Annotated in this window: 11 protein-coding genes and 1 pseudogene; 4 read left to right on the forward strand and 8 right to left on the reverse strand. The window is 73.2% G+C overall.

Annotated features, from left to right (window positions below; genetic code table 11):
- Positions 1-20: 20 nt before the first annotated feature.
- Complete coding sequence (locus tag ABD350_RS16670) at positions 21-518, reverse strand: hypothetical protein (protein ID WP_344348889.1); 498 nt, start codon at positions 516-518, stop codon at positions 21-23.
- Between the two features lie 233 nt (positions 519-751).
- Between ABD350_RS16670 and ABD350_RS16675 the strand changes: the two genes are divergently transcribed.
- Entirely contained in the window at positions 752-1,240 is a 489-nt protein-coding gene (locus tag ABD350_RS16675) for a flavin reductase family protein (RefSeq protein WP_344348925.1), read from the forward strand.
- Positions 1,241-1,272: 32 nt separating this feature from the next.
- Here the strand turns inward: ABD350_RS16675 and ABD350_RS16680 are convergent, their stop codons facing one another.
- From ABD350_RS16680 to ABD350_RS16690, 3 genes are all read right to left on the reverse strand, one after another.
- The gene (locus ABD350_RS16680; RefSeq protein ID WP_344348890.1) at positions 1,273-3,717 is read right to left on the reverse strand and encodes a SpoIIE family protein phosphatase; all 2,445 of its coding nucleotides are present in this window, start codon (positions 3,715-3,717) and stop codon (positions 1,273-1,275) included.
- A gap of 101 nt (positions 3,718-3,818) precedes the next feature.
- Positions 3,819-4,199: a hypothetical protein gene (locus tag ABD350_RS16685; RefSeq protein WP_344348891.1), complete on the reverse strand. Its 381-nt coding sequence runs from the start codon at positions 4,197-4,199 to the stop codon at positions 3,819-3,821.
- 413 nt (positions 4,200-4,612) lie between these two features.
- On the reverse strand, positions 4,613-5,530 hold the full coding sequence (locus ABD350_RS16690) for a MurR/RpiR family transcriptional regulator (protein WP_344348892.1): 918 nt from the start codon (positions 5,528-5,530) through the stop codon (positions 4,613-4,615).
- Positions 5,531-5,860: 330 nt separating this feature from the next.
- On the opposite strand from ABD350_RS16690, the gene ABD350_RS16695 reads away from it, so the two are divergent.
- Entirely contained in the window at positions 5,861-6,922 is a 1,062-nt protein-coding gene (locus ABD350_RS16695; protein ID WP_344348893.1) for a phosphotransferase, read from the forward strand.
- Between the two features lie 84 nt (positions 6,923-7,006).
- On the opposite strand, the pseudogene ABD350_RS16700 reads toward ABD350_RS16695, so the two are convergent.
- From ABD350_RS16700 to ABD350_RS16710, 3 genes and pseudogenes are all read right to left on the reverse strand, one after another.
- Positions 7,007-7,315 (reverse strand): annotated as a pseudogene (locus ABD350_RS16700) (helix-turn-helix domain-containing protein); the annotation flags it as partial.
- 150 nt (positions 7,316-7,465) lie between these two features.
- Positions 7,466-8,413, reverse strand: a complete 948-nt coding sequence (locus ABD350_RS16705; protein ID WP_344348894.1) for a quinone oxidoreductase family protein — start codon at positions 8,411-8,413, stop codon at positions 7,466-7,468.
- 455 nt (positions 8,414-8,868) lie between these two features.
- Positions 8,869-9,564: a nucleoside/nucleotide kinase family protein gene (locus ABD350_RS16710; RefSeq protein ID WP_344348895.1), complete on the reverse strand. Its 696-nt coding sequence runs from the start codon at positions 9,562-9,564 to the stop codon at positions 8,869-8,871.
- Positions 9,565-9,675: 111 nt separating this feature from the next.
- Here ABD350_RS16710 and ABD350_RS16715 point away from each other — a divergent pair, with 111 nt between their 5' ends.
- Both ABD350_RS16715 and ABD350_RS16720 read left to right on the forward strand, forming a co-directional pair.
- Complete coding sequence (locus ABD350_RS16715) at positions 9,676-10,416, forward strand: HAD family hydrolase (protein ID WP_344348896.1); 741 nt, start codon at positions 9,676-9,678, stop codon at positions 10,414-10,416.
- Complete coding sequence (locus tag ABD350_RS16720) at positions 10,413-12,776, forward strand: glycoside hydrolase family 65 protein (protein ID WP_344348897.1); 2,364 nt, start codon at positions 10,413-10,415, stop codon at positions 12,774-12,776. The genes ABD350_RS16715 and ABD350_RS16720 overlap by 4 nt, the downstream gene beginning before the upstream one ends.
- 170 nt (positions 12,777-12,946) lie before the next feature.
- Here ABD350_RS16720 and ABD350_RS16725 read toward each other — a convergent pair whose 3' ends face one another.
- Entirely contained in the window at positions 12,947-13,258 is a 312-nt protein-coding gene (locus tag ABD350_RS16725; protein ID WP_344348898.1) for a CopY family transcriptional regulator, read from the reverse strand.
- Between the last annotated feature and the right edge of the window lie 76 nt (positions 13,259-13,334).

Consider the following 13,334-nt stretch of genomic DNA (forward strand, 5'->3'; position numbering starts at 1 on the left):
TCGTCTCCCCGGCGGCGCCGTCAGTCGTACCAGTTGCCGTACCGGGCCTGCCCGGCGTGGTAGACGTCGTCGTGGGGATGGCCGAGCCCGGTCAGGAGCGCGTCGCGCACCCGCGGGTCGCCGGTCAGGCCGGTGCCCGGCCAGCAGCAGGACTGCCCGAGCGTGCTCAGCCGCGCGTAACTGGTGTCCAGGCGGGACGAGCGGTCGTACGACGCCCGGTCCGTGCCCGGCTGCCCGTCCGCGTACACCAGGTCGGGCCAGCGGGACCCGGCGGCCGGGGCCATGGTGGCGAGGTACCGGGCAGTCGTGCCGCCCAGTCGGCGAGCCGGGGCCGGAAGGGCTCGGCGGCGGGGTCGAAACCCTCGCCGAGGATCAGGCCGCGCCATCTCGCCCGGAGCGCCGGGAACTCCTCCGGTGGTGAGCGCCCAGCTGGTGCCGAGGCCCAGTACGGCGGCGGTGCCGGAGCCGGTGGCCAGGAAGGCACGGCGTGACCAGGGGCGGGACCGGTGAGACGTCATGATGGCACTTTTGGCACGGGGGCGGCCGCGCCCGGGGACGACACGCGTCGCCCACTGGAGCCGCGCACCGGATTCGGCGACGATTCGGGAACGGCATGCGGGGCACACCGGAGCAGGAGCCACACCCCACCGGCCGGGCGGGCCGGACCGGGCGGCGGCTGACGGGAGCGGAGCACATGAACGACGAGAACGGTGGCGGGCACGCGGACGGCGCGCGGGCCGGCGGTGAGCGGATGGCGCGCGCGGAGGACCTCGACGGCTTCTTCGACCGGCTGGACCCCGACATGTGCGTGGTCACCGCGGTGGCGGGCGGCGAGCGGGCCGGGTGCCTGGTCGGCTTCGCCTCGCAGTGCTCCATCCGGCCGCCCCGGTTCGTCGTGTGGCTGTCCAAGGCCAACCACACCTACCGGGTCGCCCGCGCCGCGCGGCACCTCGCCGTCCATCTGCTCACCCGCGACCAGCGGGACCTCGCGGCACACTTCGGCGGCCTGACCGGCGACGAGGTGGACAAGTTCGCGGGGCTCGCCTGGCGGGAGGGGCCCGCCGGCACCGTCGTGCTGGACGCGGTGGCGGCCTGGTTCGCCGGTGCCGTCGTGCACCGCGTCGACGGCGGCGACCACGTCGGCCATGTGCTCGAACCCCTCCGGTGGGGCGAGGGAGAGCCCGGACCGCTGCTGCGGCTCTCCGACGCCGCCGCCATCGAGGCGGGCCACCCCGCCTGAGCGGGCGGCCGGTTCCGGCCGCCGGACGGGATCTAGGTGTCCGTCTCCCGAGGAGTCGCCACCGCGTCCTGCACCTCTTCCAGCGGCATCCGGATGTCCAGCACGCACACGTCGTCCCGCCGTTCGTCCGCGAGCATCGCCGCGAGCAGCGCGTCCAGCGAACCGGACTCGCCGCGGCCGTGCGCCCGCACCGCTTCGGCCAGCCGGGCGAAGCCCGCGTCGAGCCCCTCGCCGGGGCGCTCGACCAGCCCGTCCGTGTACAGCAGCAGCCGGTCACCGGGTTCCAGCCGCAACTCCAGCGATTCGTAGACGGGGGCGCCCGTCGCGCCGAGCAGCATGCCGCCGGGGCGGTCGAGGAAGCGCACCTCGCCCCGGCGCACCAGCAGCGGCGGCGGGTGCCCGGCCTGGGCCCAGGCCAGCACCTGCCGGTCGGGGTCGTAGCGGGCCAGGACCATGGTGGCGGTGATCTGGCCGTCGCGGGAGTGCAGCAGCAGCTGGTTGAGCCGCGCCAGCGCCCCGGTGAGCGAGGAGCCGGTGCTGACCATGCCCTTGGCGGTGAACCGGAGCTGGGCCATGGTGGCGACGGCGTCGATGCCGTGCCCCGCCACGTCGCCGACCACGAACAGCGCGTCGCAGTCGGGCAGTTCGATGGCGCTGAACCAGTCGCCGCCGACGTGGATGCCGGCCTGCGCGGGCAGATAGGCGACCTCGACGCGCAGCCCGGCCAGCCGCACCGGCTTGCTGGGCAGCGGCAGCAGGGCGTGCTGGAGCCGGGCCGCCAGGGCGCGTTCGGCCTGCAGGACGCCGCGCTGGAGCAGCATCACGCGCTCGCTCTCCACCAGTGCGAGTTCCGCGCTGCGCTGGGCGGTCAGGTCCTGGACGAATCCGTGCACCTCCACCGGGGAGCCGTCGGGCGCCGTGACCGCCTCCGCGACCATCCGCAGGTGCCGGACGCCCGCGGCCGTCCGGGTCCGGAACGGCACATCGAGGGGGCGCCCGCGCGAGACGAGGTCGGCGATCGCCCGGGCCAGCGGCCGGGTGTCCTCCGGCTGGGCCAGGTCGGGCAGCCGCTCCAGCGGCAGCGGCGGACGGTCGGCGGGCCGGCCGAGCACGGTGTAGGTCTGCGCGGCCCAGGAGATCTCGCCGGTGAGCAGGTTCCAGTTGGCCCAGCCGAGGTTGCCCAGCCGCTGTACGTCGGCCAGCCGCTGTTCCTGCCGGTCCACCGGGTCGTAGCGCAGCCAGGTCACCACCAGGCCCTCGCCCAGCGGCGCCGCCCGCACCGTGTAGGTGGCGGACGCGGGCGCCGGGCCGTCCGCGTCCTGATAGGCGAACGGCTCGGTCTCGTAGGGCACCCCGGTCTCCAGCGCCCGCAGACAGCCCCGCCACAGCGGAGCGCCCGCGACCAGCGGGTAGCTCTCCAGGAGGTGCCTGCCGACCATGTCCCGGCCGGCGCGGCCGAACACGTCGGCCGCCTCCGGGGTGGCGGCGGCGATCCGGTAGTCCTTCACCTCGCCGCGGGCCGTACGCAGTGGTGTCAGCAGCACCGCCGGGCCCGGCAGCGCGTCGAACACCGCCTGTACGGTCTGCGCGATGTCCCCGGCCGCCGGGTCGCGCGGGCTGTCGAAGGCGCGCAGCCGGCCCGCGCACAGCCGGGCCACGGCGCGCAGCAGCTCCCGCTCGCGCGGCGCGAACGGCGCGTCGCGCCGGCGCAGCACTCCCAGGGCGACGCGCGCGGTGTCGCCCTCCGGCACGGGCAGCCAGGCCCGGGACGGCCACCGCCCCGGCGGCTGCCCGATGAGCAGGTAGTGCGCCCCGTCCTCGGCGGGCCGCTCCAGCCAGCGCGGCTGCCCGGACCGCAGCACCGCCAGCGCGGGCAGGCCGGTCACCGGAGGGACGTGCCGCCACTGGGCGGCGAGGGCGGGCTCGATGCCGGCGTGGCCGATCAGGGCGAGCCCGTCCTCGGGCGGCCGCTCGTACAGCAGGACGGCGTCGGCGGCCACCTCGGGCGCGAGCCGGTCCAGCAGACAGCCGGCCAGCTCGTGCGGCGAGCCGACCCGGACCAGGGCCCGGCCGAGGTCCGCCAGCACCTCCGCGACATCGCCGGTGACCACGGGCACACTCTTGCCGGCATCGGCATCGGCATCGGCATCGGCACAGGCACCGGCGGACGGGGGCGGGGTCGCCGGGTGCGCGGGGCTTTCCCTGGGCGGCGGGAGCGCGCCGAGGGTGAGCCAGCACTGTTCCAGCAGCGAGCGGTCGCCGTCCTTGGCCCGCTGGAGCAGTTCCTCGTGAGCGGCGTCCGGGGCACAGCCGGTGACGGCCATCAGCGCGCCCTTGGCCCGCTCCAGGATGGCCGCGGTGGCGGCCTGGTCCCGGAGCCGTTCCAGCTCGGCGCGCTGCCGGGCCAGGACCTCCGCCGGCGCCGCGGGCTCGGGACCGGTGGCGGGGTCGCCCGGAAGCAAAGGCTCGCTCGTCACGCGATGAGCATCGCACACCTCGGCCGGTGGGATCACTCGTCTGCCGGGCCCCGGTTCCCGTGACCGTCGTACGAGCCGTCCGGAAGGCCCGGGCCCCGGGGTCAGCGGGCGGTGCCGCGGGTGGCCAGGGCCGCGCTGACCGCGCGGACGCTGCGTGCGATGTGCTGGAGCTGGAGCACCTCGGCGGCGTACAGCTTGATCGTGTGTTCGATCACCGATTCGGGCAGTCCGAGCACCGGCAGCTCGGTCCGCGCCGTCTGCAGGGCGATCCGGGCCACCCGGATCTCCTGCTGCACCTGGAGTTGCGCGTGCCGGGCGAGCAGGACCGGGTGCCGGATGAGTGCCGGATAGCTGGCGTAGCGCGCGGGGATCAGCTCGCGCAACCACTTGGCCGCCGAGCGCTCCCAGTCGTAGCTGCCCGGCGTCTTGACCTGGCAGGGCCAGTCGGGACTGATGCGCGTGCTGGTCATGGGCATGATCATCGCTTCCGGTGGACGGCGTCGGGAGGGTGGGCGACGGGGACGGGGCGGCCCCGGCCTAGGGGATGACCGGGGCCGCCACGGGCGCGTCGCGCAGACGGCGCACCCCGGCACACCCCGGGCGCCGACGTGGGAAGGGGACGGCGGCTGGGAGTGTCCGCGCGGGATCCCCGGGCGCGGGGGACCGGCGCTGCGTGCGGGGGTGCGTGCGCATGGGAGGTCCGTCGGCTCTCTCGGGGCGGTGTGCGGGCGGTGAGCCCGCGGAGCAGTATTTATATATGCGGAGGACTTGGCAAGACGCATGAAAACATTCATGCTCCTTATGCGGCGAATCATCCCCGTCCCACCGGTCGATGCCCGCAAGATCTTCACGACCGCCCACCGCGAACGGAAGCAACGGCCGCTCGACGGCCCGGTCAGTCCCGTAGGAAGAACTGGTGCTGTTCCGACAGCTGCTCGTACTTCTCCAGCCGGGCCTGGGTGCGCTCCGGATCGGCGTCCGTCATGGCCTGGAGCAATGCCGCCGCCAGCACCCCGGGCGCGGCATAGGAGTCGAACACCAGCCGTGAACCGGTACCGGTGGCGAAGGTGACGTCGGCCTCGTCGGCCAGCGGGCCCAGCGCCAGGTCCGTCACCAGGGCGACCTTCAGGCCCGCGTCGCGCGCCACCCGGACGGCTTGCAGCGTCTCCTGGGAGTGCCGGGGCATGGCGAAGGCCAGCACCCAGGTGCCGCCCGCCTCCCGGGCCTGCGACAGCGCGTCGTAGGCCACGCTGCCGCCACGGGTCACCAGCCGCACGTCCGGGTGGATGCGGCGGGCGGCGTAGCCGAAGTACTCCGCGAGCGACACCGAGATGCGCAGTCCCAGGACGGTCAGCGGGGTGGAGCGGGACAGCTCGCGGCCGACCCGGATGACCCGGTCGGGGTCGGCGAAGTCGCGCCGCAGGTTCTCCAGGTTCGCGATCTCGGCGTCCACGGCCGCCTGGAGTTCATTGGCCCGGTCCTCCTCGCCCGGCCCGCCCGCGAGGCTGCTCAGCGCGATCGACTGGAGCCGTTCCCGCAGCGCGGGGTAGCCGCTGAAGCCGACGGCGGCGGCGAAGCGGGTGACGGAGGGCTGGCTGACCCCGGCCCGGTCGGCCAGCTCGGTGATCGACAGGAAGGCGGCCTCGGTGAGGTGCTCGATCAGGTACTGGGCGATCCGCCGCTGCCCCGGCGACAGCCGCGGCCCGTCGAACAGTTCCCGCAGCCGGGAGGTCGGGGCGGCCTCGGTCCCGGGCGCGGTCCGGCCCGACGTGATCGCTGACGCCTGTGCGCGTGCCTGCTGCGGCGAGGGCACCGGTCGGCCTCCTTTGTCTGCCACGATCACTCAACATAGCTCACCGACCCTCGTGACCAGGGGGTTGAGGCGGGGCCCGCACCTCTGGCACGGGGGAGGGGGGACCTCCGGCGGCGGCGCGCATCGACACTCCACCACCGCCGAGGCGCCTCGTGTGACGGACTCCGGCACCAATGGTGGGTTCTCCGTGGATCGGAGTGCCCGCCTGGCCGAGCTGCCACGTATGCGGTTGGGGTGCGCGTCGTTGAGGACGGGGTGGGTGCCAGGGCGAGAGGCAGGCGGTCGGTGATCGTTGTGCTCGGGCGGGGTGGGCTCGCGTATGTCCGTGGGGTGATCGATGCCACCGCGGCGGCCCGAAGCGATATCGCCGAGAGCGTGCTCGGTGAATTGATCGATGCCTTCGGTCTCGGAGAGGTGCGGGAGCGCCGCTATCTCGCTGGCGGGCTGATGAACGCGAACTGGAGGCTGGACACCCCGGTCGGTCGGTTCGCTTTGAAACGGGTCACGGATGTCTCGCTGGAGCGGTTGCAGCGCAATCTCGGCGTGCTGGCTGCCCTCAGCGCCGAAGGCGTCCCGGTAAGTGCTCCCGTTCCCACCATCTCGGGGGCGTTGGCGGCCCAGGCCGGCGGTGGCGCCTGGTGTCTGTTTCCGTGGGTGGCCGGGTCCCATGTCCGGGGTGTTGATCTCACCCTGCCCCAGGTGGGCGCACTGGGCGCGGAGCTGGGTCGCCTGCACCTGAGCCTGGGCAGGGCTTGCGGTCGAGGGCTGCTGCCCGGGGTGCCCGAGACGATCATCGCGGAGATCACGTCGCCGGAGCGGGCGGTGGAGAAGGCCGAGCGGCTGTCCGCAGCCATACGAGACAAGGGCACGGACAGCCACTTCGACAAGAAGGTCGCTGTCGCCCTGGAGCGCCGGCGGACCCTCGTGTTCAAGCACGCCGATCAACGCCCGCGATCCGTGAGGCCTGAGGGTGGTCACGGGTGGACGCATGGTGACGTGCAGTACCGCAATCTGCTCTGGGAAGGCGGGGAACTCGCCGCCATCCTGGACTGGGACCGGGTCGCGGTGCGTCCGTACGCGGAGGAGGTTGCCCGGACGGCGCAGGTGCAGTTCGGGGCGGGTGGGGTGTTCGACCTCGCGCGGGTGTCTGCCTTCGTCGACGGATATCGGTCGGTGGTGCCACTGGGGTCGTCTGCGCTGGTGGACGGTGCCCGGCGGCTGTGGTGGAAGCGGATGACGGACTTCTGGCAGTTGGAGTTCCACTACGACCGCGGTGACCTCTCCTTCGATGAGCTGTTCACCGCCGACGAGGCGCTGCTGCACTGGTGGACGGACCGGCTGGATCAGGTCGAGGACGCCTTCGCCACGCGTTACGGGCTGACCCGCGATTGAGGTTGGGCCGTGCCGGCCCGGCGGTTCGCCAACCCGGTCCGCAGATGGACCAGTGTCGCCGACGCCCGGTTGATGATGACCAGTTAAGCGGGTCTCGGCGTCCACGATGACCTGCACGTTCGCCGAGAACCGGTAGTTGCGTGAAGACGCGCCGATCTTGCGGTCGCGGACCGGGACGAGCGTGCCGTCCACGATCCACAACCGGTCAGCGGCATCGGCACGCGCGCGGGCCGGCCTCACCGCCGACAGCGGGCCGAGCCGCTGGATCACCCGGCACACCGTTGCCGGGGAGACGCCGAACAGCAGGGTGAGCTGCCGCATGGTGAGGTTCGGGCGGTAGTACACAGCCACCGACAGCACCCGCTCGGCCGGCGGCAGCCGCCACGGCTGTCCGTAACCGCTGATTGCCGCGGGCTGAGCCGAAGCACGATAGCTGGTACGTGGGCAGACGTCCTGTCACCTGTCGAGCTGGCTGCTGTTTGACGCCTACGCCGAGCAGCAGCCCGTAGCTCGGTAGTGCGGGGTCGTGGGCGCGCGGCCACGTCACATCGTGACTGCGACGGTGCCGGACGCCGTGCCGGCGGTGCGGGCGGTGATCGCCTCAGCCAGATCGGTGAACGCGTAGGTGGTGGTATCCAGCTTCAACCGTCCGTCGCCAAGGTCCCGCAACAGGCTGTGGAAGACCTCGTCGGGCACCTGGCGACGGACCATGTTCATCGGCAGCAAGGTAATGTCCCGGGCCATCAGGGTGGGCAGGTCGACACTCAAGGTCGTGCCTGCCGTATAGCCGATGAGGACAGCGCGGCCGCCGGGTCGCATGGCAGGCAAGAAGGTCTGGACAGCGGCACCGCCCACAGTGTCCAGCAGAACATCGACGCCGCCGTCGGCAGCCGCCGTCGCGAGAGTATCCGGGCCTTGTCCGATGAGGATGTCGTGCGCGGCGTCGGGTACCGCAGCCGCTTTGGCGGGAGTGCGGATGGCGGCGAGGACGGTGGCGCCGGCTCGCGCCGCCAGTTGAACAGCCATGGACCCCACGCCCCCGGAGGCTCCCGTGACCAGCACACGGTCACCGCGGTCGATCCGGCCGATCGGATCGACCGCAGCCCAGCCGGTCGTCATGGGCGAATAGCATGTGGCTGCCAGAGCCGCATCGATCCGTTCAGGTATCGTGCGCACTCCCGCGACGGGAACTGTTACCTGAGTGGCCCATGTACCGGGCCGCTCCAGACCGATGCCGGCACCGCGGACCAGTACCCTGCGCCCCACGAGCCCGGCCTCTCCGCCGGTCACCCTGCCGATACCGGCCGTGCCGGGGATGAAGGGAAGCTCGGGCCGATAGGCGAAAGTGCCGGTTGTGAGAGTCAGATCCAGATGAGTGACAGCTGCGGCTTCCATGGCGATGGTGACCTCACCGGCTTGCGCCGAGCCGGGCGACGCGGTCTCTTCAAGGGTGGGAACGTCGTTCCACTGGTGCAAACGGGCGGCAAGCATGCCTCACTCCTGGTTCTCGCGCCCCGGCGCTGCGGTGCTGGCTCGATCAACGGGAAAGCCGGGTGGCCCCAGAAAAACCTGGGAACAGAGAGGCGGCAACTACATCGACTCAAGCCGATAACCCGCGCATGCAACTATGCGGGCCGCACTGCTGAGCCGAATCGCTGCCCGGTGAGCCAACGCTGGGCGCCCGCGGTGCGCGATATCCGCTACCGGGCCACCCAGAGTGCGGGGGCCTCGGTTCCCGGTACGGCCGGCCGTGGGGTCGGCACGGCTGCGACGGCGACCGGTTGATGTCCGTCGTATCGGTTCGGCGGGAGCCCTGGGGCGGCACACCGGTGACAGGCCGGAGTTCGTCGTTCCGGTGGCGTGTGGAGGCCTGACGCGGCAGGACCGACGACCGGGCGGTGTCCGCTGTACCGGCCTGCCGGGAGCCGTGGGGCGGCGGCTACCGGTCACGGCGTGGCAGTACGGCGGCGTAGGTCCACGCCAGGCAACGCGGCGGCCGGCACAACCAGGTCCGCCCGGTTCCGGGTCGCCGCGACCAGTTCGGCGTTGCGCTGGTCCGTGCCCCGTACCCAGGCCACGGCCGCCGCGTGCTCCTTGCCGAACTCCTCGTGCCGGGCGACCAGTCGGCGGATCCGCTCCGCCTCGTCGATCTCGCAGAACCACACCTCGTCCAGGCACGGCCGTACCCGCGCCCACGAACCCTCGGTCAGCAGCAGGTAGTTGCCCTCGGTCACGACCAGGCGGGCCTCGGGCGGCACCGGGATCGCGCCCGCCAGCGGCTGCTCCAGCATCCGCTCGAACCCCGGCGCGTACACCACCTCGCCGGTCTCCTCGCGCAGCCGCCGCAGCAGCGCCGCGTACCCGCCCGCGTCGAAGGTGTCCGGGGCGCCCTTGCGGTCCCGGCGGCCCAGCCGGTCCAGTTCGGCGTCGGCGAGATGGAACCCGTCCATCGGCACCTGCGCGGCCCACCGCGATCCGTCGCCGTTCAGGGCGGCCACCAGGCGCTCGGCGAGGGTCGTCTTGCCCGCGCCGGGGCTGCCCGCGATGCCGAGCAGGGCGCGCCCGCCCCCTCGGGGCAGGGCGCGGGCACGGGCGAGGAGGTCGTCGAAGGTCCGCGGGACACGGTCGGGGGTCACAGGCACACCGGAAAGGTCGGGGTCACAGGCACACCGGACAGTGTGTCACCACCCGTCCGTAGCGCATGTGGTGTGCGCCACCCACTGGACCGCCCCGGACGGGGAACAGTCCTCGGTATGACTCAGCTCGGTCTGCCCGACACCATCCAGGCCTGTCTCTTCGACCTCGACGGAGTGGTCACCAAGACGGCCGTCGTGCACGCGGCGGCCTGGAAGGAGACGTTCGACGCGTTCCTGCGCGGCTACGACGGCGAGCGGGGACGGCCGTTCGACGCCCACGCCGACTACGACGAGTACGTGGACGGCCGCCCCCGCGCCGACGGCGTCCGCGCCTTCCTCGCCTCGCGCGGCATCCGGCTGCCCGAGGGCGAGCCCGGCGATCCGCCCGACGCCGCCACCGTGCACGGCCTCGGCAACCGCAAGAACGCGCTGTTGCTGGAGAAGATCCGCACCGGCGGCGTCGAGGCGTACGAGGGCACCCTGCGCTATCTGGAGGCCGTGCGCGCGGCGGGCCTGCGCACCGCGATCGTCTCCTCCAGCGCCAACTGCCGGGACGTGCTGCGCTCGGTGGGCGCCGAGCACTTCTTCGACGTACGCATCGACGGCGTGGTGGCGGCCGAGCGGAACCTGCCGGGCAAGCCCCGCCCCGACACCTTCCTCGCCGCCGCCCGGGACCTGGGCGTCGAGGCGTCCCGCGCGGCCGTGTTCGAGGACGCGCTGGCCGGCATGGACGCCGGCCGCGCCGGCGGGTTCGGCTATGTGATCGGCGTGGACCGGGTGGGCCAGACCGACGCGCTGTACGCGCACGGCGCCGACACCGTCGTCAAGGACCTCGCCGAGCTGGGAGGCAAGCGTTGATCACCGACCGGTCGTACGCCGTCGAGCCCTGGACCGTCCGGGAGACCGCCCTCGACCTCGACGTCCTCGCCCAGAGCGAGTCGGTGTTCGCGCTGTCCAACGGGCACGTCGGCTGGCGCGGCAACCTCGACGAGGGCGAACCGCACGGCCTGCCCGGCAGCTACCTCAACGGCGTCCACGAGGTGCACCCGCTGCCGTACGCGGAGGCCGGCTACGGCTACCCGGAGTCCGGGCAGACCGTCATCAACGTCACCAACGGCAAAATCATCCGGCTGCTGGTGGACGACGAGCCGTTCGACCTGCGCTACGGCCGGCTCGTCGCCCACGAACGCGTCCTGGACCTGCGCCGGGGCGTGCTGGAGCGCACCTGCGAGTGGACCTCCCCGGCCGGCTCCACGGTCCGGGTGCGCTCCACCCGGCTGGTGTCGCTGACCCAGCGGGCGGTGGCCGCCGTCGCCTACGAGGTGGAGGCCGTCGGCGACCGCAGCCGGGTGGTGATCCAGTCCGAACTGGTCGCCAACGAGAGCCTGCCCGAGCCCGACGGCGATCCGCGCGCGGCCCGCGCCCTGAAGTCACCGCTGGAACAGGAGGACGACTTCGCCTCCGGCAACCGGCTGCGGCTGGTGCACCGCACCCGGCGCAGCGGCCTGAGAGTCGCCGTGGCCGCCGACCACGTCGTCACCGGACCCGAGCGCACCACCACCCGCAGCGAGAGCGGTATCGACGTGGCCCGGCTGACCGTCACCTCCGTGCTGGAGCCCGGACAGACGCTCCGGGTGGAGAAACTGGTCGCGCACGGCTGGTCCGGCGCCCGGTCGCTGCCCGCGATGGCCGACCAGGTCGACGCCGCGCTCGCCGCCGCCGCGCACGACGGCTGGCAGGGCCTGCTCGACGGCCAGCGGGCCTGCCTGGACGACTTCTGGGCCCGCGCCGACGTCGAGGTGGAGGGCGACGAGGAGATCCAGCAGGCCGTCCGGTTCGCGCTGTTCCACGTGCTGCAGGCCGGGGCCCGCGCCGAACAGCGGGCGATACCGGCGAAGGGGCTGACCGGCTCCGGCTACGACGGGCACGCCTTCTGGGACACCGAGATGTTCGTGCTGCCCGTGCTCACCCACACCGCGCCCCAGGCCGTCGCCGAGGCGCTGCGCTGGCGGTACAACACCTTGGACGAGGCCCGCGAACGCGCGGCCCAACTCGGGCTCACCGGAGCCGCGTTCCCCTGGCGGACCATCGCCGGCCCGGAGGGCTCCGCCTACTGGCCGGCCGGCACCGCCGCCTTCCACGTCAACGCCGGCATAGCCGACGCCGCCGTCCGCTACGTCGAGGCCACCGGCGACACCGACTTCGAGAGGGAGACCGGTCTGGAGCTGCTGGTGGAGACCGCCCGGCTGTGGCGGTCGCTCGGCCACCACGACACCCACGGCGTCTTCCACCTCGACGGCGTCACCGGCCCCGACGAGTACAGCGCGGTCGCCGACGACAACACCTACACCAACCTGATGGCCCGGCAGAACCTGCGAGCCGCCGCCGACGCGGCCGAACGCCACCCCGACCGGGCCCGGCAGCTCGGCGTGGACGAGGAGGAGAGCGCGGCCTGGCGGGACGCCGCCGACGCCATGCACATCCCCTACAACGACGAACTCGGCGTCCACGAACAGCACGCCGGCTTCACCCGCTACCAGCGCTGGGACTTCGACGCCACCCGCGCCGACCAGTACCCGCTGCTGCTGCACTTCCCCTACTTCGACCTCTACCGCAAACAGGTCGTCAAACAGGCCGACCTGGTGCTGGCGATGTACACCTGCGGCGACTTCTTCGAGCAGGAGCACGACGAAGAGCAGATCGCCCGGAACTTCGCCTACTACGAGCCGCTGACCGTCCGCGACTCCTCCCTGTCCGCCTGCTGCCAGGCCGTCGTCGCCGCCCGGACCGGCCATCTGGACCTCGCCTACGCCTACACCACCGAGGCCGCGCTGATGGACCTCGCGGACCTGGAGCACAACACCCGGGACGGGCTGCACATCGCCTCGCTCGCCGGCACCTGGATGGCACTGGTCGCCGGGTTCGGCGGCATGCGCCGCGACGGCGACCGGCTGCGGTTCGCGCCCCGCCTGCCCGAACGGCTGCGCCGCCTCGCCTTCCACGTCGCCTTCCGCGGACGCCGGCTGCGCGTGGACATCGGCGCCGACAAGGTGACGTACGCGCTGCTGGACGGCGAGCCGCTGACAATCCGTCACCACGGCGAGGCGCTGACGGTCGCCACCGACGAGCCGGCGGTCCGCCCCGTGCCCCCGGTGGTGCGCCGGCCCACCCCCGCCCAGCCGCGGCACCGGGCGCCGAACACGGGCGTGGCCCGGTGACACGGGGGCGCGCGGTGGCGGATGCGGGCCGTAGCCCGGTGCGGGCGCGTGGGGGTTGTTCGCGCGGTTCCCCGCGTCCCTGAGGCAGGCCGGCCGCGACTCGCCCAAGGGGCGTGGGGAACCGCGCGATCAGCCATGCACATCCCGCACCCGGCATGTGCCCCGCACTCCTACGGAGCGACACCGTAATCGCCGTCGAGCAGCTTCCGCGGCACCCGTTCCTCCTCGGCGCTCAGCCCGGTCACGAAGTGCCGGAGCGCGGCGAACGGGTCCGGCCCCCGGCCCAGGGCCTCGTGCGTGGCCTGGGCCGTCAGCTCCGCCGCGTTCCGGGCCGGCCGGTACGCGCCGCGCCGCCCGCCGATCGACTGCCGGATCTCCGCCGGGGTCAGCGGATGGTCGGTGGCCCAGAGGACGGCGAGTACCTCGCTCTCCAGTTCCCCCGCGCCGCGCCGCCGACTGCCACGCGACCCTGTGCCGGCCATGCCCTCCGCCTTACAGGCCGTAAGGACGTCGGCCGGATGGCCCTGCCCGCCGGGCACGGCCGGGTGATCCCCGACG

This window comes from Streptomyces nogalater (genome assembly GCF_039532885.1).
In the GTDB taxonomy this organism is placed as follows: domain Bacteria; phylum Actinomycetota; class Actinomycetes; order Streptomycetales; family Streptomycetaceae; genus Streptomyces; species Streptomyces nogalater.